24 protein-coding genes are annotated in these 20,221 nt (G+C 63.3%); 21 read left to right on the top strand and 3 right to left on the bottom strand.

Annotation, left to right across the window (positions count from 1 at the left end; translation table 11 throughout):
• Positions 1-8 precede the first annotated feature (8 nt).
• The 6 genes from tssA to AC07X6_RS04525 all read left to right on the top strand — a co-directional run bounded on the left by tssA (position 9) and on the right by AC07X6_RS04525 (position 6,516).
• A complete protein-coding gene (tssA, locus tag AC07X6_RS04550; protein WP_494790223.1) occupies positions 9-1,043 on the top strand; it encodes a type VI secretion system protein TssA in 1,035 nt (344 codons plus the stop codon).
• Between the two features lie 42 nt (positions 1,044-1,085).
• A complete protein-coding gene (locus AC07X6_RS04545) occupies positions 1,086-1,877 on the top strand; it encodes a substrate-binding periplasmic protein (protein ID WP_494790222.1) in 792 nt (263 codons plus the stop codon).
• Between the two features lie 34 nt (positions 1,878-1,911).
• The gene (locus AC07X6_RS04540) at positions 1,912-2,424 is read left to right on the top strand and encodes a lipocalin family protein (protein ID WP_230540339.1); all 513 of its coding nucleotides are present in this window, start codon (positions 1,912-1,914) and stop codon (positions 2,422-2,424) included.
• Between the two features lie 262 nt (positions 2,425-2,686).
• Positions 2,687-4,444 carry a methyl-accepting chemotaxis protein gene (locus tag AC07X6_RS04535; protein WP_230540340.1) on the top strand — a complete coding sequence of 586 codons (1,758 nt, stop codon included), beginning with the start codon at positions 2,687-2,689 and terminating at the stop codon, positions 4,442-4,444.
• Positions 4,445-4,609: 165 nt separating this feature from the next.
• Complete coding sequence (locus AC07X6_RS04530; RefSeq protein WP_494790221.1) at positions 4,610-5,248, top strand: tRNA-uridine aminocarboxypropyltransferase; 639 nt, start codon at positions 4,610-4,612, stop codon at positions 5,246-5,248.
• Between the two features lie 80 nt (positions 5,249-5,328).
• A complete protein-coding gene (locus AC07X6_RS04525) occupies positions 5,329-6,516 on the top strand; it encodes a PA0069 family radical SAM protein (RefSeq protein WP_494790220.1) in 1,188 nt (395 codons plus the stop codon).
• A gap of 45 nt (positions 6,517-6,561) precedes the next feature.
• On the opposite strand, the gene AC07X6_RS04520 is transcribed toward AC07X6_RS04525, so the two are convergent.
• Together AC07X6_RS04520 and AC07X6_RS04515 are read right to left on the bottom strand one after the other, a co-directional pair.
• Positions 6,562-7,173, bottom strand: a complete 612-nt coding sequence (locus AC07X6_RS04520) for a gamma-glutamylcyclotransferase (protein WP_494790219.1) — start codon at positions 7,171-7,173, stop codon at positions 6,562-6,564.
• Positions 7,174-7,204: 31 nt separating this feature from the next.
• Positions 7,205-8,140 (bottom strand): LysR family transcriptional regulator, encoded by a 936-nt coding sequence (locus tag AC07X6_RS04515; protein WP_494790218.1) that lies wholly within the window; start codon positions 8,138-8,140, stop codon positions 7,205-7,207.
• A gap of 106 nt (positions 8,141-8,246) precedes the next feature.
• On the opposite strand from AC07X6_RS04515, the gene AC07X6_RS04510 reads away from it, so the two are divergent.
• The 15 genes from AC07X6_RS04510 to AC07X6_RS04440 all read left to right on the top strand — a co-directional run bounded on the left by AC07X6_RS04510 (position 8,247) and on the right by AC07X6_RS04440 (position 19,738).
• Positions 8,247-8,780 carry a VOC family protein gene (locus AC07X6_RS04510; protein ID WP_152249937.1) on the top strand — a complete coding sequence of 178 codons (534 nt, stop codon included), beginning with the start codon at positions 8,247-8,249 and terminating at the stop codon, positions 8,778-8,780.
• Between the two features lie 52 nt (positions 8,781-8,832).
• Positions 8,833-9,855 (top strand): fumarylacetoacetate hydrolase family protein, encoded by a 1,023-nt coding sequence (locus tag AC07X6_RS04505; protein WP_494790217.1) that lies wholly within the window; start codon positions 8,833-8,835, stop codon positions 9,853-9,855.
• 14 nt (positions 9,856-9,869) lie between these two features.
• Entirely contained in the window at positions 9,870-10,520 is a 651-nt protein-coding gene (gene maiA, locus AC07X6_RS04500) for a maleylacetoacetate isomerase (RefSeq protein WP_494790216.1), read from the top strand.
• A 141-nt stretch (positions 10,521-10,661) separates the two neighbouring features.
• A complete protein-coding gene (locus AC07X6_RS04495) occupies positions 10,662-11,441 on the top strand; it encodes a uracil-DNA glycosylase family protein (protein WP_494790215.1) in 780 nt (259 codons plus the stop codon).
• A gap of 32 nt (positions 11,442-11,473) precedes the next feature.
• The gene (gene ybiA / locus AC07X6_RS04490) at positions 11,474-12,025 is read left to right on the top strand and encodes a riboflavin biosynthesis intermediates N-glycosidase (RefSeq protein ID WP_494790214.1); all 552 of its coding nucleotides are present in this window, start codon (positions 11,474-11,476) and stop codon (positions 12,023-12,025) included.
• Positions 12,026-12,214: 189 nt separating this feature from the next.
• Positions 12,215-12,691 (top strand): Fe-S cluster assembly transcriptional regulator IscR, encoded by a 477-nt coding sequence (iscR, locus tag AC07X6_RS04485; protein ID WP_034779566.1) that lies wholly within the window; start codon positions 12,215-12,217, stop codon positions 12,689-12,691.
• 40 nt (positions 12,692-12,731) lie between these two features.
• On the top strand, positions 12,732-13,988 hold the full coding sequence (locus tag AC07X6_RS04480) for an IscS subfamily cysteine desulfurase (RefSeq protein WP_070288779.1): 1,257 nt from the start codon (positions 12,732-12,734) through the stop codon (positions 13,986-13,988).
• 54 nt (positions 13,989-14,042) lie between these two features.
• Entirely contained in the window at positions 14,043-14,432 is a 390-nt protein-coding gene (gene iscU / locus AC07X6_RS04475) for a Fe-S cluster assembly scaffold IscU (RefSeq protein ID WP_076567031.1), read from the top strand.
• Between the two features lie 51 nt (positions 14,433-14,483).
• Positions 14,484-14,804, top strand: coding sequence for an iron-sulfur cluster assembly protein IscA (gene iscA / locus AC07X6_RS04470; protein ID WP_230540353.1), 321 nt, complete (start codon positions 14,484-14,486; stop codon positions 14,802-14,804).
• A 66-nt stretch (positions 14,805-14,870) separates the two neighbouring features.
• Positions 14,871-15,386, top strand: coding sequence for a Fe-S protein assembly co-chaperone HscB (gene hscB, locus AC07X6_RS04465; protein WP_494790213.1), 516 nt, complete (start codon positions 14,871-14,873; stop codon positions 15,384-15,386).
• 108 nt (positions 15,387-15,494) lie between these two features.
• A complete protein-coding gene (hscA, locus tag AC07X6_RS04460; RefSeq protein WP_494790212.1) occupies positions 15,495-17,375 on the top strand; it encodes a Fe-S protein assembly chaperone HscA in 1,881 nt (626 codons plus the stop codon).
• A 71-nt stretch (positions 17,376-17,446) separates the two neighbouring features.
• A complete protein-coding gene (fdx, locus tag AC07X6_RS04455; RefSeq protein ID WP_034750070.1) occupies positions 17,447-17,788 on the top strand; it encodes an ISC system 2Fe-2S type ferredoxin in 342 nt (113 codons plus the stop codon).
• A 1-nt stretch (position 17,789) separates the two neighbouring features.
• Positions 17,790-17,984, top strand: coding sequence for a Fe-S cluster assembly protein IscX (iscX, locus tag AC07X6_RS04450; protein WP_071076333.1), 195 nt, complete (start codon positions 17,790-17,792; stop codon positions 17,982-17,984).
• Positions 17,971-18,897 carry a class I SAM-dependent methyltransferase gene (locus AC07X6_RS04445; RefSeq protein ID WP_230540356.1) on the top strand — a complete coding sequence of 309 codons (927 nt, stop codon included), beginning with the start codon at positions 17,971-17,973 and terminating at the stop codon, positions 18,895-18,897. Before iscX ends, AC07X6_RS04445 begins: the two co-directional genes overlap by 14 nt.
• Before the next feature lie 82 nt (positions 18,898-18,979).
• Positions 18,980-19,738 carry an rRNA pseudouridine synthase gene (locus AC07X6_RS04440; protein ID WP_474292092.1) on the top strand — a complete coding sequence of 253 codons (759 nt, stop codon included), beginning with the start codon at positions 18,980-18,982 and terminating at the stop codon, positions 19,736-19,738.
• Here the strand turns inward: AC07X6_RS04440 and AC07X6_RS04435 are convergent.
• Entirely contained in the window at positions 19,735-20,163 is a 429-nt protein-coding gene (locus tag AC07X6_RS04435; protein ID WP_230540358.1) for a group III truncated hemoglobin, read from the bottom strand. The genes AC07X6_RS04440 and AC07X6_RS04435 overlap by 4 nt on opposite strands.
• Between the last annotated feature and the right edge of the window lie 58 nt (positions 20,164-20,221).

The following is a 20,221-nucleotide window of genomic DNA, read 5'->3' as shown; positions in this document are numbered from 1 at the left end:
AGAGCGCCATGTTCAACCTGGAGCAGTTGCTGCATCCCGTCAGCGCCGTCAGTCCATGCGGCGAAGACATCACCTTCAGCCAGGAGCTCGACGCCATCGCGCGCGCGCGCCAGCACGACGACCCGAGCCTGGACCAGGGCGAATGGGTGACGGCGCTGAAGGAAGCCGACTGGCCCTTCGTGGCGACGCGCTGCGAACAGCTGATCGCCACGCACAGCAAGGATTTGCGCGTGGCCGTGTGGCTGGCCGAGGCGCACGCGAAGACGCGCCATTTCCGCGGCCTGGGCGACGGCTACGCGCTGCTGGCCGGCCTGTGCGAACGTTACTGGGAGGGCCTGTACCCGCTGGCGGAAGAGGGCGACCAGGAACAGCGCATCGGCAATGTCTTCTGGCTGCTCTCGCGCACGCCGCAGCTGCTGCGCGAAATCCCGCTGACGGAAGGTGCCGATGGCCCGTTTGCGCTGCAGGATTTCGATGCGGCGCGCCAGCGCGCGGCGGCCAGCCTGGCGCAGGGCGCGGCGGAGCAGGGCTGGGGCGATACGCGCTACGACGAAGGGGCGACCCTGGCGCAGATGGAGGCGGCGCGGCAAAGGAATACGCGCGCCTTTTCCGACGCCTTGCTGGCCGATGCGCAGTACTGCATGCAGTCGCTGCTGGCGTTCGAACGCAGCGTCGACGCGCATTTCGGCGCCGATGGGCCGAGTTTCCGCGCCGCGCGCGAAGCGCTGGAAAACGCCATTCATTTCATCGCGCCGCTGTCGCCCGGCGCGGACTTTATCGGCGCGCCGGCCGCCGCCGGCCAGGGCGCCGACGGGGGCGCTGGCGGCGCCATCGTGCAGCGCCAGCAGGCGCTGGCCCAGCTGCGCCAGGTGGCCGATTTCTTCCGCCGCACGGAGCCGCACAGCCCCGTCGCCTACCTGGCCGACAAGGCCGCCAGCTGGGGCGAACTGCCGCTGCACCTGTGGCTGCGCGCCGTCGTGAAGGATTCAAGCACCCTGGCGCAGCTCGACGAGATGCTGGGCACGAACAGCGCAAACGGATGATGGCGTTTGTCCCTTCCGTGCTACTCTTCGGGCATGTCCAGAATGCTCATGTTGCCTGCCGCGCTATGCCTGTTTATCGCCGCCAGCGCGCGGGCCGAAGGGGCAACGCCGCTGGTGATCTATGGCGACGACGATTATCCGCCGTACTCCTACGTCGAGAATGGCCAGCTGAAAGGCATCTACACGGAGATCGTGCGCGAAGCGGCGCAAGCGATGCCGCAGTATGCGGTGCAGCTGCGCCCCGTACCCTGGAAACGGGGGCTGCTGATGCTGCAGACGGGCGAGGCCTTCGCCCTGTATCCGCCGTATTCGTGGCGCAGCGAGCGGCCGTACGTGCGCTATTCCGTGCCGCTGCTGATGGAGCAGCTGGTGGTGCTGTGCAGCCAGGACGTGCTGGCCAGGCGTGCGCTGCGCCAGTGGCCCGCCGATTACGGCGGCCTGCACATCGGCGTGAACGCGGGTTTTTTGCCGGGCGATGCGGGGCTGATGGCGGCCCTGCGCGCCGAAAAAATCGTGCTCGACCCGGCCAAGGGCACGCGCACGAATCTGCTCAAGCTGATGCGCGGGCGCATCGATTGCTATGTCAGCGACCGCCTGTCGGCGCAGTGGGAATTGCAGCGCATCCGGCGCGAGGGGCCGCCGGGCACACCGATGCAGGCGATCCAGGAAACGGCGCAACTGGCCAGCCAGCAGGGCCACCTGGGTTTTACGGCGCGCCGGCCCGTCGCTTACCCCTATCGCGAAGACTTTATCGAACAATTCAATGCCGCCATCGTGCGCATGCAGAATAATGGCGCGATCCGCCGCATCGTCGACCGCGCATTGCTGCCCTGACGTTGCGGCCCTGATTCCACCAACGGAGAAGACCATGAAAAAACTGCTGTTCCTGTGTGTGCTCGTGCTGGCCGGCTGCGTGGGCCGTCCCGATAACATCGTCCCCGTCAGCAACTTCGACACGACCCGCTATCTGGGCAAATGGTATGAGATCGCGCGCCTGGACCATTCGTTCGAACGGGGCCTGAGCCATGTGACGGCCGACTACAGCCTGCGCCAGGATGGCGGCCTGAAAGTGCTCAACCGGGGCTACCAGGATGCGGACGCGAAGTGGAAGGAAGCGGAAGGCAAGGCGTATTTTGTGGACAAGAAAGACGTGGGCTATCTGAAAGTGTCGTTTTTCGGTCCCTTCTATGGTTCCTATATCGTGTTTGATTTGGATCAGCAAGATTACAGCTATTCCATGATCAGCGGCCCCGACAAGTCGTACTTGTGGTTGCTGTCGCGCACGCCCAGCATGGATCCCGCATTGCAGCAGCGGCTGATCGAAAAAGCCCGTGGCCTGGGTTTCGATACGTCAAAATTGATCTATGTGAAGCAAAACTGACTCTGCTTGACTGCCGCCCGTTCGTGGCGGCATGGCATCTTCTGGTTGTTGCTTTTCTGCATGTTATTTCTTGCAATACCACTCTGATTCACTCACAATCTGCTCCAAAGTGGTGCGCTGCGGCGTGCTGCCATTCCGGTGGCGGGTACCGTTGCGCCACCGCTCGTGATTGCCGCACGGCAGATGCCTGCTATATTGGTACGTAGCAGTAAGTCGGTTTCGTGGCGTCTGTGCATTGTTTTCTTCAGATAGGAATCACGCAATGAAAAACCTCAGAATCGGCGTACGTCTCGGTGGCGCTTTTGCCGCCGTCCTGCTCCTGTTGACCAGTCTCACCGTGGTGGGCATCGTGCAGATGCAAAGCGCCAGCAAGGAAACCGATGCGCTCGTCAACGTCAAGGTGCGCAACGAGCGCCTGATCGGCGAATGGACCAAAGTCATCGAGGTCAACGCGGCGCGCACGGCGGCCGCCTGGAAGGTGGGCGATCCCGAACACCAGAAGCAGTTTGAACAGGAAATGGCCGTCTCGTCGGCACGCGCCACGGAAATCCAGAACGCGATCGGCAAGAGCGAGCTGAACACCGAAGAGCAATCGCTGTACCAGGAAGTGCTGAGCACGCGCAAAGCCTATACGGAAGTGCGCAAGAATGTGTTCAAGGCCAAGAATGCGGGCGACCTGGAACTGGGCAAGCGCCTGTACGAAGGCGACATGGCCGTCAAGCGCGACATCTATCTGGCGTCGCTCAAAAAACTGGAAGTGCTGGAAGCAAGATTGCTCGATGAAGCGGCCGCGCAAATCCGTTCGCGCTATGAAAACGGCCGTTCGCTGCTGATCTCGCTGGGCGTGGTTGCCATCTTGCTGGGCATCGCCTGCGCGTACTGGATCACGCGCTCGATCACGCGTCCCATCACGCGCGCCGTCGAGGTGGCGGAAGCCGTTTCCGCTGGCGACCTGACCAGTCATATCGTGGTGGACAGCCGCGATGAAACGGGGCAGCTGATGCATGCGCTGAAAAACATGAACGATAAACTGGTCAGTATCGTCGGCCAGGTGCGCACCGGCACGGAATCGATCAGCACGGCGTCGAGTGAAATTGCTGCCGGCAACCTGGACTTGTCGTCGCGCACGGAAGAGCAGGCCAGCTCGCTGGAAGAGACGGCGTCTTCCATGGAAGAACTGACTTCCACCGTCAAGCTCAATGCCGACAATGCGCGCAGCGCCAACCAGCTGGCCATCGACGCCTCGCAGATCGCCAGCAAGGGCGGCGTGGTGGTGTCGGAAGTGGTCAGCACCATGGGCTCGATCAATGATTCCTCGCGCAAGATCGTCGACATCATCAGCGTCATCGACGCCATCGCCTTCCAGACGAATATCCTGGCCTTGAACGCGGCCGTGGAAGCGGCCCGGGCCGGCGAACAGGGCCGTGGTTTTGCCGTCGTCGCTTCCGAGGTGCGCAACCTGGCGCAGCGGTCGAGCGCGGCGGCCAAGGAAATCAAGGGCTTGATCGACGATTCCGTGCAAAAGGTCGAGGCCGGTTCACAACTGGTGGACAAGGCGGGCCGCACCATGGACGAAATCGTGCAAAGCATCAGTCATGTGACGCAGATCATGAACCAGATCACCGACGCCAGCGATGAGCAGCGCACCGGCATCGAACAAGTCAACCGGGCCATCGGCCAGATGGACCAGGTGACGCAGCAAAACGCGGCCCTGGTGGAAGAAGCGGCCGCGGCGGCCGAATCCATGCAGGAACAGGCAGCCAGGCTGGCCGACGTGGTGGGCGTGTTCAAGCTCGATGCCACACAGCAATATGCATCGGCCAGTGCTGCTCCGTCCGTGACGGCGTCTGCGCCCACCAAAGCTGCGATGCGGCCTGCCATGCGGCACGCCACGCCGCGGACGCCGGCACCCGCCGTGGCCGCCCCTGCGCCGGGCAAGGCGGCGCCAGCGGAAGCTGTGCGTGCACGCACGCCGAAGACGCCGGTGGCATCCGGCGCCGACGACTGGGAAGAGTTTTAATCGGTTTTAAGCGCAGGTGTTTTAAGCGCAGCTTTCCCTTGGCATGGCACGGGCGCTACAATCGCGGCTTGAAGAATCCCGCGAACGCGCTCCGCCATGACCACCCGCTGTACCTCCAGCCTTGCCTCCGACCCCGCCTCTCACGCTGGCGCTGCATCGTCCTCCGTGGCTGAACCCGCCAAACGGGCACGCTGCCCGGTCTGTCTGCGTGCCGCAGCCAGCTGCATCTGCCGCTGGATCGCCCCCGTTGCCCACGCCGTGGAAGTGCTGATCCTCCAGCATCCGCTGGAAGTCCACAACGCCAAGGGCAGCGCCCGCTTGCTGCATCTGAGCCTGCCCAACAGCCGCCTGCTGACGGGCGAGCAGTTTGCCCCGCAAGACCTCGCCGAATTGCTGGCCGGCAAGCATAATGTGCTGCTGTACCCGGATACGCCCGGCGACCGTTCGCTGGGCATCGCGCCGCCGCCAGCGCTCGACCCCGCCATCTTGCGCGATCTGGCCCGATTTTCGGCCCAGTTGCGGCTGGTGGTGCTGGACGCCACCTGGCGCAAGAGCCGCAAGATGCTGTATCTGAATCCGCAGCTGCAACAGCTGCCGCGCCTGCCGCTGCGCGATACGCCTGCTTCCCATTACCTGATCCGCAAGGCGCACGCGCCAGACCAGTTATCGACCCTGGAAGCGACGTGTTATGCCCTGATGCAGTTGGAGCAGGACACGCCCCGCTTCGTTCCCATGATCGCGGCATTCGACGGCTTTGTCGCGCAGCAGTTGAGTTATGTCATGCCGCACGCTGAAAAAGCTTGAAACGGTCACACGGTAGCCCTTGATCTTGCCCGCGCAGCGGCATAGTATACTGTACGTATATACAGTTGATGGGGCCGTTCATGAAAGCAATCATTCCAGAGCACGATGACAGCTTCGCCGGGCAAGCCATGTTGCCGCCGCAATCGCTGAAAGCCCGCAAGGGGCGCGGTGCCGTCTCGAACCTGCAAGGGCGCTACGAGGCGCATGCGCGCGCCGGCTTCGATGACGGCTGGGGCGTGGACGGCCTGGAGGAGGCGGCCGGGGAGGCGGCGCCGGCCTGGAAGACGCAGGTCAGCGACGAGCAGGCGCGCACCATCCTCACACGCAACGCTTCGCCCGATTTGCCCTTCAATGTGTCGCTGAACCCGTACCGGGGCTGCGAACACGGCTGTATTTATTGCTTTGCCCGTCCCACGCACAGTTATCTGGGCTTGTCGCCGGGCCTGGACTTCGAAAGCCGCATCTACGCCAAGGTGAACGCCCCGGAACTGTTGCGGCGCGAACTGGCCAGGCCGTCGTATGTGCCCGAACCGATCGCCCTGGGCGTCAATACCGATGCGTATCAGCCGTGCGAACGGGAACGGCAGCTGACGCGGCGCGTGCTGGAAGTGCTGCACGAATGCGACCATCCGGTGGCGCTGATCACGAAATCGTCGCTGATCGAGCGCGACATCGATCTTCTGGCGCCCATGGCGGCCAAACGCCTGGCCGCCGTGGCCGTCACTGTCACCACGCTCGACCCGGCTATCGCGCGCACGCTGGAGCCGCGCGCGGCCGCCCCGGCGCGGCGCCTGCGCACCATCCGCACCCTGACGGAGGCGGGCATTCCCGTGGGCGTGAGCATCGCGCCCATCATCCCCTTTGTCACGGAGCCGGAAATCGAGCAGCTGCTCGAAGCCGTGCGCGACGCGGGCGCCATCCACGCCCATTACGTGGTGCTGCGCCTGCCGTGGGAAGTGAGCCCCTTGTTCCAGCAATGGCTGGAAGCGCATTTCCCGGAACGGGCCCAGCGCGTGATGAACCGGGTACGGGAAATGCGCGGCGGCAAGGATTACGACAGCGCGTTCGGCACGCGCATGCGGGGCGAGGGCGTGTGGGCCGACCTCATCCGCCAGCGCTTTGAAAAGGCCGTGCACCGGCTGGGGCTGCACGGCAAGGGCGGCCGCTTCAAGCAGCTCGATTGCACGCAATTCCACCGGCCGCTGGTGGTGCCGCCGCTGGGTGCAAAAGTGAAAAATGGCAATGCGGGGCAGCTGGATTTGTTTTAAATGAAGCCGTCCTCTGCGCTGATGCCGCAGTGGTACGCTGCGGCGCTATCGTGGGCATTGTGCTTGCATCTCCGCCAGATGTTGCTCAATGGCAAAGACGTGAGGATCGCTCTTGCCCAGTTCGCGCAGGGCGCTGGCCAGGTGCAGCAGATATTCGCTGTTCGGGCCGCTGGGGCCGTTTGAGCGGGCGATCTGGCGCGCGATATCGAGTTCGGACGCGGCGCCGAGGAAGGCGGCGTTTTCCTCGTTGGCGATGTACACCAGGCCTTCGACCTTGCTGCCATCGTCGAAGGTGATGTCGGTGGCCAGGCGCAGGTAGCCGTTCTTTTCGCGGTGGTCGAGGTGGGCGAAGACTTCGGGCGTGATCAGGTACGCCATGCCGTCGCACACGGCTCCCGCCTGCGGCACGATGGTGGCGACCCGGCCCGGCGCCATCGGCGTGCCGCGGTGGTCGTGCGAGCCTTGCCAGAAGCGCCGCGTCCAGCCGGCGATGCTGGCGGGGCGCCGTTCGATATAGGGAAAATCGGCCTTGTAGATCAGCGAGCCGTAGCCGAACAGCCAGACCTGTGCATGGCCGTCGAATTTGTTCATGCGCCGGTTGGCGGCGATGGTGGCGGCGTCGGTGGGCGACAGGGCGTGCTGGTCAGGCTGGGTCATGGCGTAAGCGGTGAGGGGGGGCGATGATGGATTATAAAGCGGTGCCAGCCGGGCCGCCCGCTCCCACGTTCCACTCGTGCGTCTCGACGAAGCGGAACAGGAAGGCCATGAAGCTTTCGGCCGCCGGCGACAGCGAACGGCCCGTCTTCGTGTAGACGAAAAAGCGCCGCGTCAGTTCCGGCTCGTGCAGGGCGCGCATGTGCAATTTGTAGAGTTTGACCATCGGTTCCGCGTACGGCAGGCAAACCGTGATGCCCAGGTTGGCGCTGACCATGGCCAGCGCCGTCGTCATGAACGTCACCTCATTGTAGGGATTGAGCGACAACTCGCGGAACGCGCCGTGCATGTCGCGCAGCAAACGCTCCGTGAACTGGCCCTGCAGCGAGATGAACGGATAGTCGCCCACGTCGGCCCAGGTGACCCTTTCCTTTTGCTGCAGCGGGTGCTGCTCGGGGAAGAGCAGCACGAAAGGCATCTCGAACAGCACTTGCGCGCCGATTTCCGCCGTCGGGTCGCGCTCGGGGCCGATGCCGAAATCGACTTCGCCGCTGAAGACGCGCGCCGACACGTTTTCCACGGGGCAGTCGACCAGGCGCAGCTGCACGTCCGGGTGCGCCTGGCGGTAGGCGGCGATCACTTCCGGCAGCAGCGTGCACGCCATCATCTGCGGCGCGGCGATGCGCACCATCCCCGTCTTCAGGGCCTTGCGCTGGGCGATGCCGGCCATGGCGCCGTCGAGGTCCTCGATCATCTTTTCAAACAGCGGATACAGTTCGCGGCCGATTTCCGACAGTTGCGTCTTGCGCGTGCTGCGCTCGACCACGCGCACGCCCAGCACGCTTTCGAGTTCCTTGATCAAGCCGCTCAAGGCGGACTGCGTCACGTGCAGGTATTCGGCGGCCAGGGTAAAACTGCCGGTCTTGGCCAGCGCCACGAAGGCGCGCATCTGTCGCAGGCTGGGACTCATAAGATAATCCGATAAATCGATGGTTAAAAATTGTTTGTATGATAGCTGTAACTGGATTCTAATGGTGAAAAGCTGAAAAACCCGCCATCCATCGGAGACAGACATTATGAAAATCAAGCAAATCCACCACGTCGCCTACCGCTGCATCGACGCGAAGAAAACCGTCGAGTGGTACGTCAAGCATTTGAACATGAATTTCGTCCTCGCCATCGCGGAAGACCTGGTGCCGTCGACCAAGGCGCCGGACCCGTACATGCACGTCTTCCTCGACGCGGGCCAGGGCAATGTGCTGGCCTTCTTCGAGCTGCCGACGCAGCCGCCGATGGACCGCGACCGCAATACCCCGGCCTGGGTGCAGCACCTGGCGCTGGAAGTGGGCAGCATGGAAGAACTGCTGGCCGCCAAGGAGCGCCTGGTGGCCGGCGGCATCGAGGTGCTGGGCCCCGTGAATCACGCCATCTTCCAGTCGATTTATTTCTTCGACCCCAACGGCCACCGCCTGGAACTGGCGGCCAACGTGGGCACGCCCGAAATGATGGCCAAACTGGACGCCGTCAAATGGGAAATGCTGGAAGAATGGTCGCAGACGCGCCGCGCGCCGAAACACGCCGCCTGGATGCACGCGCCGGCCGAAGCCTGAGCGCCGCCCACGGCATCCATCTGAACACTACGCCAAACAAGGAACACACTCCATGAAACTCGCAACCCTGAAAAACGGCAGCCGCGACGGCGCCCTGATCCTCGTCAGCCGCGACCTGCGCCAGTACCAGCGCGTGGCCGCCATCGCGCCCACCCTGCAGGCGGCGCTCGACAACTGGGACGCCGTGGCGCCCAAGCTCGAAACCGCCTACGCGGCCCTGAACGCGGGCCAGGCGCCGGACGCGCAGCCGTTTGACGCCAATCAATGCCACTCGCCGCTGCCGCGCGCCTACCAGTGGGCCGACGGTTCCGCCTACATCAACCACGTGGAACTGGTGCGCAAGGCGCGCAACGCGGAAGTGCCGGCCTCGTTCTACACGGATCCGCTGATGTACCAGGGCGGCTCCGACAGCTTTATCGGCCCGCGCGACCCCATCTTCGCCCTGTCGGAAGAATGGGGCATCGACCTGGAAGCGGAAGTGGCGGTGATTACGGGCGACGTGGCCATGGGCGCCGGCGCGGCCGATGCGGCGCAAGCGATCCGCCTGGTCATGCTCGTCAACGATGTCTCGCTGCGCAACCTGATCCCGGGCGAACTGGCCAAGGGCTTCGGCTTTTTCCAGTCGAAGGCGGCCAGCGCGTTTTCGCCCGTCGCCGTCACGCCCGACGAACTGGGCACCGACTGGGCGGACAGCAAATTGCACCTGCCGCTGCTGGTGGACCTGAACGACAAGCCGTTCGGCAAGCCGAATGCGGGCGAAGACATGACCTTCAACTTTGCCCAGCTGGTCGCCCATGCGGCGAAGACGCGCGAACTGGGCGCCGGCAGCATCGTCGGCTCGGGCACCGTGTCGAACAAGCAGGGCAACCTGTTCGGCTCCAGCATCGAAAACGGCGGCGTGGGTTACTGCTGCCTGGCCGAAGTGCGCATGTATGAAACCATCGAACACGGCGCGCCGAAGACGGCGTACCTGAAGTTCGGCGACACGGTGCGCATCGAGATGCGCGACGCGGCCGGCGCCAGCATCTTCGGCAGCATCGAGCAAACCGTGGCCCTGTACGCCGGCCGCGCCTGAGGGGAGGGCGCGCCATGAAGCTGTACACCTATTTCCGCAGTTCGGCCGCCTACCGCGTGCGTATCGCCCTCAATTTGAAGGGCATCGCCTACGACAGCATCCCCGTGCACCTGCTGCAGGACGGCGGCCAGCAGCTGCTGCCGGCCTACCGCGCCGTCAACCCGTCGGCCCTGGTGCCGGCGCTCGATGACGACGGCGCCATCCTGACGCAGTCGCTGGCCATGCTCGAATACCTGGATGAAACGCGGCCAGCGGTGCCGCTGCTGCCGCCGGACCCGCTGGGACGCGCCAGGGTGCGCGCGCTGGCGCTGGCGATCGCCTGCGACGCCCATCCGCTGACGAACCTGCGCGTGCTGAAATACCTGAAAAACACCCTGGGACTATCGGACGAGGCCAAGCAGGAGTGGTACCGCCACTGGATGGCCGAGGGACTGGCGGCCGTGGAAGCGCTGCTGGCGCAGGGCGACCCGACCAGAGCTGGCCTGTTCTGCCATGGCGACAGCCCGACGATGGCCGACTGCTGCCTGGTGCCGCAAGTGTTCAATGCGCAGCGCTTTGCCATCGACCTGGCGCCGTACCCGCGCGTGGCGCGCATCCATGCGCATTGCGCCGCCTTGCCGGCGTTTGCCGCCGCCCATCCGTCGCGGCAGCCTGACGCCGAGTAAGTTTGAGCCGCATCAAACGCAAGCCGCCCCGGCCAGCATGCAGGCCGGGGCTTTTTTTATGCGGAATTGATTTTGCGCAGTCAACGCGTGCTTGCCGGTAGGCTACAATTTGCGTTTGCCCAAATATTTTACTGACGCGCCATGACCGTAACAACCGTTCCTGCCAGTATCACCGATGCCCTGTCCCTGGCGCATGCTTCCTGGCGGCCCATCCTGCTGCGCGGCTTGCACGCCGTGATGGCGGCCGATCCCGCCTACCTGCCGGCGCTGGCCGCCGACGAATACCTGCCCACGCAGGGCCGCCTGTTTGCCGCCTTTGCCCTGCCGCTGGCGCAGGTGCGCTACGTGCTGGTGGGCGAGGGGCCGTATCCGCGCGCTGACAGCGCCACGGGCGTGTGCTTCATGGATGGCGCCGTCGGCAGTCTGTGGTCGGCGACGGGCCTGTCGAAGCCCGTCAACCGCGCCACCTCCCTGCGCAACTTCATGAAGATGCTGCTGGTGGCCGATGGCCGGCTGCAGGGCGGCGACACGTCCGGCGCGGCCATGGCGCCCGTGGCGGCCGCCGCGCAGCTGCCGGGCAGCGGCGTGATCCAGACCCTGCCCGACTTGCAGCGCAAGATGACGGAGCAGGGTTTCCTGCTGCTCAACGCGGCGCTGGTGTTCCGTTCCCACGTGCCGCCCGTGCAGGATGCGCGCGGCTGGCTGCCCTTCCTGCAGGTGGTGCTGGAAGCGCTGGCGCTGCAGGGCGGGGCGGCCTTGCCGCAACTGGTGCTGTGGGGCAAGATTGCCGAGCTCATCAAACGCCTGCCGGTGGCGGCCGCCTTGCCGCAGGTGACGGCGGAACATCCGTATAATCTGTCCTTTATCGGCAACAGCGACATGCAGGCCTTGTTTGGCCCGATGCAACTGTTGCGTGCTTGAATCATCGCCTGTCTGGCGGAAGTGCGGGGAATATGCAAATCAGTAACGTGGAAGAATTGAAGGCGTGGATCGCGGCGGGCGGCGTGCCCGACTATCTGTATTTCTGGGGCCACACGCCGGCGCAGCCGCAGGTGCCCGATAAAAGCTGCTTCAGCCAGTGGTTTCCGTCGCCGTTCAGCCTGGCTGGCGTGACGTATGCGACGGCCGAGCATTACATGATGGCGCAGAAGGCGGCGCTGTTCGGCGACACGTTGGTCCAGGCGCGCATCGTGGCGGCCGAACGGCCGTCGGAAGTCAAGAAGCTGGGGCGCGAAGTGGCCAATTTTGACGCCAGGGTGTGGGAAGCGGCGCGCGCCGGCATCGTCTTCGATGGCAACTTTGCCAAGTTCTCGCAAAAAGCCGCGCTGCGCAAGTTTTTGCTGGGCACGGGCGAGCGCGTCATCGTCGAAGCCAGTCCCGTCGACCGCATCTGGGGCGTGGGCCTGGCGTCGGACAATCCGCGCATCGGCGATCCCTCCCGCTGGGACGGCTTGAACCTGCTGGGTTTTGAACTGATGAAAGTACGTGCCGCCCTGCGTGCCTGAGCAGTACTGTTGTTTTCCTGATGCCGCCGCGCCTGGCGCGGCCGGCCATGCCCCTGCCAGCCCTGTGGTCATCGAGGGGCGCTCTGACAAACCCCGCCGAATTTGTTATACTTGACTAAATCATTCAACTACTCGGGGTTTGAGGAGTTGAAAAACCGCAATATTTTAAACCAGTTGACCAGAGGATGTATGCGTCTGACTACAAAAGGCCGTTTTGCCGTGACAGCGATGATCGATCTTGCCCTGCGCCAGGGCAAGGGACCGGTCACTTTGTCCGGCATCAGCCAGCGCCAGTCGATTTCCCTGTCCTACCTGGAGCAGCTGTTCGGCAAGCTGCGCCGGCATGAGATCGTCGAATCGATCCGCGGTCCGGGCGGCGGCTACAGTCTGGCGCGCCGTGCCGACAAGGTGACGGTGGCCGACATCATCATCGCCGTCGACGAACCGCTCGATGCCACGCAGTGCGGCGGCAAGGAACATTGCCACGGCGCCGACGCGGCCACGGGGGCGCGCTGCATGACGCATGAATTGTGGTCCACGCTCAACGAAAAAATGGTCGATTATCTGGATTCTGTGTCCTTGCAGGACCTGGTCGACCAGCAGAGACAAAAGATTGCCGAGCAAAGCGTGATGGTGATGCACCGTAACCACGCCGCCCTCGGTTGAACATAACAAAATACCAAGTTGCTGATTGCAGGAGTTATTGATGAACGCCCCAGAAAAAAACGTAGGCCAGGTGCACTTTGAAACCGCGCCGCATTTCCCGATCTACATGGATTACTCGGCCACCACGCCGATCGATCCACGCGTCGCCGACAAGATGATTCCCTACCTGCGCGAGCAGTTCGGCAATCCGGCATCGCGCAGCCACATGTATGGCTGGACGGCGGAAAAAGCCGTGGAAGAGGCGCGCGGCCACGTGGCGGCCCTGGTGAACGCCGATCCACGCGAAATCATCTGGACGTCCGGCGCGACGGAAAGCAACAACCTGGCCATCAAGGGCGCGGCGCAGTTCTACAAGACCAAGGGCAAGCACATCATCACCGTCAAGACCGAGCATAAATCGGTGCTCGACACGGTGCGCGAACTGGAACGCATCGGCTTCGAAGCGACGTACCTGGAACCGCAAGACAACGGCCTGATCACCGTCGAGCAGCTGGCCGCGGCCGTGCGCCCGGATACCATCCTCGTGTCGGTGATGCTGGTGAACAACGAAATCGGCGTGATCCAGCCGATCGACGAGATCGGCGTATTCTGCCGCTCGAAAGGCATCATCTTCCATTGCGACGCCGCGCAAGCGACGGGCAAGGTCGTCATCGACCTGCAAAAGACCAAGGTCGACCTGATGACCTTCACGGCACATAAAACCTACGGCCCGAAAGGCGTGGGTGCCCTGTACGTGTGCCGCAAGCCGCGCGTGCGCCTGGAAGCGCAGATGCACGGCGGCGGCCATGAGCGCGGCCTGCGCTCGGGCACCCTGCCGACCCACCAGATCGTCGGCATGGGCGAAAGCTTCCGCATCGCCAAGGAGGAAATGGACAGCGAAATCGGCCGCATCAAGGCCTTGCGCGACCGTCTGGCCAAGGGCTTGCAAGAGATCGAAGAAGTCTATATCAACGGCGACATGGACCACCGCGTGCCGCACAACCTGAACGTCAGCTTCAACTACGTCGAAGGCGAGTCGCTGATTATGGCGATCAAGGATATCGCCGTGTCGTCCGGTTCGGCCTGCACCTCGGCCAGCCTGGAGCCATCGTACGTGCTGCGCGCCCTGGGCCGCAGCGACGAACTGGCGCACAGCTCGATCCGCTTCACCATCGGCCGCTTCTCGACCGAGGAAGACATCGACTTCGCCGTGAACCTGCTGAAATCGAAAGTACACAAATTGCGCGAACTGTCGCCGCTGTGGGACATGTTCAAGGAAGGCATCGATATCAATTCGATCCAATGGGCAGCCCACTAACCAACACCCTGGCCTCGTGAACGGGGCCGGCAAGAATATTTAAGGAGCATCAAAATGGCTTACTCGGACAAAGTACTCGATCACTACGAAAACCCGCGCAACGTGGGCGCTTTCGACAAGGGTGATGAAACCATCGGCACCGGCATGGTAGGCGCGCCTGCCTGCGGCGACGTGATGAAACTGCAGATCAAGGTCGGCGCCGATGGCCTGATCGAAGACGCGAAATTCAAGACCTACGGCTGCGGTTCGGCCATCGCGTCGAGCTCGCTGGTAACGGAATGGGTCAAAGGCAAGACCCTGGACCAGGCGCTGGCCATCAAGAACACGCAGATCGCCGAAGAACTGGCCCTGCCGCCAGTGAAGATCCACTGCTCCATCCTGGCGGAAGACGCCATCAAGGCGGCAGTGCTGGATTACCAGACCCGCCATCCAGTAGCAGCTTAAACGTTGGCAGCCCGCCCCAGCCGCAAGGCCGGGGCAGTTGCGGAGAAATACATGATCACACTGACCGAAAAAGCGGCGAAGCACATCAACCGTTATATCGAACGGCGCGGCAAGGGCGTGGGACTGCGCTTCGGCGTGCGCACCACGGGCTGCTCGGGCCTGGCCTACAAGCTCGAATACGTCGATGAAGCGGCGGACGAAGACAGCGTCTTCGAGTCGCACGGCGTGAAAGTCTTCGTCGATCCGAAAAGCCTGCCCTACATCGACGGCACGGAACTCGATTTCGCGCGCGAAGGCTTGAACGAAGGCTTCAAGTTCCACAATCCGAACGAAAAAGACGCCTGCGGCTGCGGCGAGTCCTTCAGGATTTAAACAGCTGGCAAGACCCCGGTCGGTGCGCTGTACCCATCGATTGCGGTACAGCGACCACTGACAATTATGCAAAACCACTTCGAATTATTCCAGTTGCCGGCGCAGTTCGGGCTCGACATGAGCGCGCTCGACGCGGCTTACCGCGACGTGCAGGGCAAGGTCCACCCGGACCGCTTCATCAATGCCAGCAGCGCCGAAAAGCGCGTGGCCATGCAATGGGCCACGCGCGCCAATGAAGCCTATCAAACCCTGAAAAGCCCGCAAAAGCGCGCGCAATACCTGTGCGAGCTCAATGGCGTCGACCTGCAGACGGAGTCGAACACGGCCATGCCCGTCAGCTTCCTGATGCAGCAGATGGAGTGGCGCGAAGAGCTGGGCGACGCGCGCGCGGGCAAGGATGCCGACGCGCTCGACGCCCTGGACCGCCAGTTGCGCGGCGAACGCAAGGCCCTGCTGGCCCAGGTGGCCGCCCAGCTCGATGGCGGCGACTATGTGAATGCCGCGCAAAGCGTGCGCGCCCTGATGTTCCTCGACAAATTCGGCGAGGAAGTCCGTTTTGCCTATGAGGCGATCGAGGTTTGATCGCCGGATAGCTTGACCGGCGTGCCAAGCGCCAGTCTGGCGCGCATCTTATAATGCGCATCAGGCATCAGCTGCATCACGCAATAAATTAATCGAGGCACGAATACAATGGCACTTCTGCAAATTTCCGAACCAGGCATGTCGACCGCGCCGCACCAGCACCGCCTGGCCGTCGGCATCGACCTTGGCACCACCAATTCCCTGGTCGCGACCGTGCGCAACAGCATTCCCGAGGTGCTCAACGACGAAGAAGGGCACTCCTTGCTGCCGTCCGTCGTGCGCTACCTGCCGAACGGCCACGCGAACATCGGCTACAAGGCCCTGGCCGCACAGACCACCGACCCGAAGAACACCATCGTCTCCGTCAAGCGCTTCATGGGCCGCGGCCTGGCCGACATCGCCTACGCGGAAAACCTGCCCTACGACTTCCAGGATACGCCTGGCATGGTGCAGCTGAAAACCGTGGCCGGCGTGAAAAGCCCGGTTGAGGTGTCGGCGCAAATCCTCGCCACCTTGCGCCAGCGCGCGGAAGACTCGCTGGGCGACGACCTGGTGGGCGCCGTGATTACTGTACCAGCGTATTTCGACGATGCCCAGCGCCAGGCGACGAAAGATGCGGCACAATTGGCCGGCATCAATGTCTTGCGCCTGTTGAGCGAGCCGACGGCCGCCGCCATCGCCTACGGCCTCGATAACGCCTCCGAAGGCGTGTACGCCGTGTATGACCTCGGCGGCGGCACTTTCGACATCTCGATCCTGAAGCTGAGCAAGGGCGTGTTCGAAGTACTGTCCACGGGCGGCGATTCGGCCCTGGGCGGCGACGATTTCGACCGCCGCCTGTTCTGCTGGATCAGCGAGCAGGCCAAGCTGGCGCCGCTGTCCGATGAAGACACGGCCATCCTGATGGTGAAGGCGCGCGAAATCAAGGAATTGCTGTCGACCAAGCCGGAAACGACGATCGACGCCAAGCTGAACTCGGGCGAAGAAATCCACCTGCGCATCACGGCCGCGGATTTTGCCGCCATGACGCAGCACCTGGTGGGCAAGACCATGAACGCCATCAAGAAAGCCTTGCGCGACGCAAACGTGGATGCGGACGACGTCGACGGCGTGGTGATGGTGGGCGGCGCCACGCGCATGCCGCACGTGCAGCGCGCCGTGAGCGAATTCTTCCACACGACGCCGCACGCGAACATCGACCCGGACAAGGTGGTGGCGCTGGGCGCGGCCATCCAGGCGAACTTGCTCGCTGGCAACCGCGCCGCCGGCGACGACTGGCTGTTGCTGGATGTCATTCCGCTGTCGCTCGGCATCGAAACCATGGGCGGCCTGGTGGAAAAGATCATTCCGCGCAACTCGACGATTCCGTGCGCGCGCGCACAGGAATTCACGACATTCAAGGATGGCCAGACGGCCCTGGCCGTGCACGTGCTGCAGGGCGAGCGCGAACTGGTCAGCGATTGCCGCTCGCTGGCGCGCTTTGAATTGCGCGGCATCCCGCCGATGGTGGCGGGCGCCGCGCGCATCCGCATCACGTACCAGGTCGATGCGGACGGCTTGCTGTCCGTCTCGGCGCGCGAACTGCGCTCGGGCGTGGAAGCGTCGATCAGCGTCAAGCCGGCCTACGGTCTGGGCGACGACGACATCGCCCGCATGCTGCAGGATTCGTACACCTCGGCCGACACCGACATGGTGGCGCGCGCGCTGCGCGAAGAGCAGGTGGAAGCGGAACGCATCCTGCTGGCCACGCAGTCGGCGCTGGACGAAGACGGCGCCCTGCTGGACGACGCCGAGCGCGCCGCCGTGGATGGCTTGATGCAGAAGGTGCGCGACGCTATTGCGCAATCGCAAAGCGGCGCCATCGACCACCAGGCATTGAAGCTGGCGATCGAGGCGCTGGCCGACGGCACCGAGGATTTCGCCTCGCGCCGCATGGACCGCAGCGTGCGCACGGCGCTGACCGGAAAATCCCTGGACCAAGTGGTTTAAAGATAATTGACATGCGCGCCGCAGGCACTCGCCGCGGCCGCGCCCCGAATGACAGACTGAAAGAAGAAACCATGCCACAAATCGTTATCCTGCCGCACGCCAAGCTTTGCCCGGACGGCGCCGTCATCGAAGCACCGGCCGGCAAGTCCATCTGCGACATCCTGCTGGAAAACGACATCGACATTGAGCACGCCTGCGAAAAATCGTGCGCCTGCACCACTTGCCACGTGCTGGTACGCGAAGGCATCGAATCCCTGAACGAAGCGACGGAACTGGAAGAAGACATGCTGGACAAGGCCTGGGGCCTGGAAGCCGTGTCGCGCCTGTCGTGCCAGTCCATCGTGGCCGAGGCCGACCTCGTCGTCGAAATCCCGAAATACACGATCAACCAGGTCAGCGAAGGCAGTCACTAACATGAAATGGTCCGACATACACGCGATTGCCGAGGCGCTGTACGATGCGCATCCGGACATCGACCCGCTGACCGTGCGTTTCACCGACCTGCACAACTGGGTAGTGGAACTGGACGGTTTCGACGATGACCACACGCGCGGCGGCGAAAAAGTGCTCGAAGCGATACAGATGGCGTGGATCGATGAAGCGCGCTAAGGGCGCGGCAGCCGCCGCCAAGGGGGCCGACAGCGCCGTTGCGCCGAAAGACGTCATCACGGCCGCCAGCAACATGCCCGAGATCAAGGATGGCCAGTCGGTCGCCTTGCTGCAGGAATTGCACATCCTGACGCGCGACGGCAAGATGAACCAGGACAGCCGCCGCAAGCTCAAGCAGGTGTACCACCTGACGCAGTTCATCGAGCCTCTGCTGCGCGAAGTGCAGCTCGACCACCCCGGCGTGTCCTTGGTCGACCACGGCGCCGGCAAGTCGTATCTGGGTTTCATCCTGTACGACCTGTTCTTCAAGAACGGCAACGACGGTTCGCACATCTACGGCATCGAGACGCGCGAAGAGCTGGTGCAGCGCTCGCAAGAGCTGGCGAAGAAATTCAAGTTCCCCGGCATGTCGTTTTTGCCGCTGTCCGTGGCCGAATCGACGGAATCGAATTTGCTGCCGCAGCAGATCGACATCGTCACGGCCTTGCACGCGTGCAACACGGCCACCGATGACGCCATCCACTTCGCCCTGAAGAAAAAGGCGAAGTTCATGGTGCTGGTGCCATGTTGCCAGGCGGAAGTCGCTTCCGTATTGAAGAAGAACAAGGGCAAGAGCCTGGGCAAGAATGTCTTGACGGAACTGTGGCGCCACCCGCTGCACACGCGCGAGTTCGGCAGCCAGATCACCAACGTGCTGCGCTGTTTGCAGCTGGAAGCCCATGGCTACCAGGTCAGCGTGACGGAACTGGTGGGCTGGGAACATTCGATGAAGAATGAGCTGATCATCGCCAGTTATAAAAACCTGCCGCGCCAGCGCCCGACGGAGCGCCTGCAGGAAGTGCTGCAGACGCTGGGCCTGGAAGAGATGGGCCACCGCTTCTTTGCCGAAGAGCTAGCCAAGGCTACTGCGTAAGCCTGCGCTGTCGCACACGAGGGGAGGAGCGGGTCGGTTACAATACCGGCTTTCTCCTCCTCTTGCTTTTTGCGCCTCCCCCATGACCACACCTATTGAAATGCCCACCGTCCGCCTGGCCAAGCGCCTGTCCGAAGACGTGCCCTGCTCGCGCCGCGAGGCCGAGCTGTATATCGAAGGTGGCTGGGTGACGGTCGATGGCGTGCTGGTGGAGGAATCGGGCGCGCGCGTGGCGGATAATCAGGAAGTGGTGCTGTTGCCGAACGCCACCCTCGATGAAATGCCGCCCGTGACGATTTTGCTGCACAAGCCGGCCGGCATCAACGGCGGCGTCGGCGCGGAAGGCAAGCCGGCCCTCAGTTGCTTGCGTCCTGAAGAGATTTTCACGCCGGAAAATGTAGCGCCCAGCTCCGTCACGCGCTTCCTCAAGCGCCATTTGATCGGCCTGACGATCACCAATCCGCTGGAAACCATGGCTTCCGGCCTGCTGGTATTTACGCAGGATTTCCGCGTGGCCCGCAAGCTGGTCGATGAAGCGAAAACGGTGGAGCAGGAATTCATCGTGGAAGTGTCGGGCGACATCATGGAAAACGGCCTGGCGCTGCTCAATCACGGTTTGCCGTTCAATGGCAAGCCTTTGCCGCCGATCAAGGTCAGCTGGCAAAATGAAACGCGTTTGCGTTTCGCCCTGAAAAACGTGCAGCCGGGCCAGATCGCCCATATGTGCAAGATGGTGGGGCTGGACGTGGTCGCCATGAAACGCCTGCGCATCGGCCGCATTTCGATGGGCGCCATGCCGTCAGGCCAGTGGCGCTATCTGCAGGGTTACGAAAGGTTTTAAAGCTGCGGCGCCACGATGGCGTGGCTTTCCGCAAAGCTTTTCCAAAGCCGTTCGGCAATATTCAAGGCGATGGTATCGGCCTTCTCTTGCAAGGCGGCATTGCCCATGCTTTCGGTCGTGGCGAAGAACAGGGTCAGCCAGCGGCGGAACATGCAGGGCGTCAGGTTTTCCATGTTCGCGTGCTGGGCCAGCGGCTTGCCGTGGTAGCGCATGGTGCCGCGCAGCAAGCCTGACCAGAAATCGACCAATGTTGCCAGGTGGGCATCCCAATCCTTGACCTCGGCGGCAAAGATGGGGCCCAGCATGGCGTCGTCGCGCGCGGCCGCATAAAAGGTGTGGACGAGATGCTTGACGTCGTCTTCGCTGCAGACTTCCTCGCGGTAGGGAGCGAAGCGTGTGTGGGGGAGGGGGGCGGTATTATTCATGGCATGCCATGATCGCAGAGCCCCCGTGGCGCTTCAATGATCCAGGTCAAGCCGCATA

It is taken from the genome of Janthinobacterium sp. GW460-12-1-14-LB5, assembly GCF_059423585.1.
This window is presented reverse-complemented; position numbering and strand designations above follow the sequence as displayed.

Bases quoted from the DNA above. Each gene is read 5' to 3' on its own strand.
- ybiA (WP_494790214.1), top strand. From the start codon at position 11,474: ATGCAAATCAGTAACGTGGAAGAATTGAAGGCGTGGATCGCGGCGGGC.
- fdx (WP_034750070.1), top strand. From the start codon at position 17,447: ATGCCACAAATCGTTATCCTGCCGCACGCCAAGCTTTGCCCGGACGGC.
- AC07X6_RS04505 (WP_494790217.1), top strand. From the start codon at position 8,833: ATGAAACTCGCAACCCTGAAAAACGGCAGCCGCGACGGCGCCCTGATC.
- AC07X6_RS04510 (WP_152249937.1), top strand. From the start codon at position 8,247: ATGAAAATCAAGCAAATCCACCACGTCGCCTACCGCTGCATCGACGCG.
- AC07X6_RS04435 (WP_230540358.1), bottom strand. From the start codon at position 20,163: ATGAATAATACCGCCCCCCTCCCCCACACACGCTTCGCTCCCTACCGC.
- AC07X6_RS04545 (WP_494790222.1), top strand. From the start codon at position 1,086: ATGCTCATGTTGCCTGCCGCGCTATGCCTGTTTATCGCCGCCAGCGCG.
- AC07X6_RS04480 (WP_070288779.1), top strand. From the start codon at position 12,732: ATGAACGCCCCAGAAAAAAACGTAGGCCAGGTGCACTTTGAAACCGCG.
- iscX (WP_071076333.1), top strand. From the start codon at position 17,790: ATGAAATGGTCCGACATACACGCGATTGCCGAGGCGCTGTACGATGCG.
- maiA (WP_494790216.1), top strand. From the start codon at position 9,870: ATGAAGCTGTACACCTATTTCCGCAGTTCGGCCGCCTACCGCGTGCGT.
- iscR (WP_034779566.1), top strand. From the start codon at position 12,215: ATGCGTCTGACTACAAAAGGCCGTTTTGCCGTGACAGCGATGATCGAT.
- hscB (WP_494790213.1), top strand. From the start codon at position 14,871: ATGCAAAACCACTTCGAATTATTCCAGTTGCCGGCGCAGTTCGGGCTC.
- AC07X6_RS04535 (WP_230540340.1), top strand. From the start codon at position 2,687: ATGAAAAACCTCAGAATCGGCGTACGTCTCGGTGGCGCTTTTGCCGCC.
- AC07X6_RS04525 (WP_494790220.1), top strand. From the start codon at position 5,329: ATGAAAGCAATCATTCCAGAGCACGATGACAGCTTCGCCGGGCAAGCC.
- AC07X6_RS04440 (WP_474292092.1), top strand. From the start codon at position 18,980: ATGACCACACCTATTGAAATGCCCACCGTCCGCCTGGCCAAGCGCCTG.
- iscU (WP_076567031.1), top strand. From the start codon at position 14,043: ATGGCTTACTCGGACAAAGTACTCGATCACTACGAAAACCCGCGCAAC.
- AC07X6_RS04445 (WP_230540356.1), top strand. From the start codon at position 17,971: ATGAAGCGCGCTAAGGGCGCGGCAGCCGCCGCCAAGGGGGCCGACAGC.
- AC07X6_RS04540 (WP_230540339.1), top strand. From the start codon at position 1,912: ATGAAAAAACTGCTGTTCCTGTGTGTGCTCGTGCTGGCCGGCTGCGTG.
- tssA (WP_494790223.1), top strand. From the start codon at position 9: ATGTTCAACCTGGAGCAGTTGCTGCATCCCGTCAGCGCCGTCAGTCCA.
- iscA (WP_230540353.1), top strand. From the start codon at position 14,484: ATGATCACACTGACCGAAAAAGCGGCGAAGCACATCAACCGTTATATC.
- AC07X6_RS04520 (WP_494790219.1), bottom strand. From the start codon at position 7,173: ATGACCCAGCCTGACCAGCACGCCCTGTCGCCCACCGACGCCGCCACC.
- AC07X6_RS04515 (WP_494790218.1), bottom strand. From the start codon at position 8,140: ATGAGTCCCAGCCTGCGACAGATGCGCGCCTTCGTGGCGCTGGCCAAG.
- AC07X6_RS04495 (WP_494790215.1), top strand. From the start codon at position 10,662: ATGACCGTAACAACCGTTCCTGCCAGTATCACCGATGCCCTGTCCCTG.
- hscA (WP_494790212.1), top strand. From the start codon at position 15,495: ATGGCACTTCTGCAAATTTCCGAACCAGGCATGTCGACCGCGCCGCAC.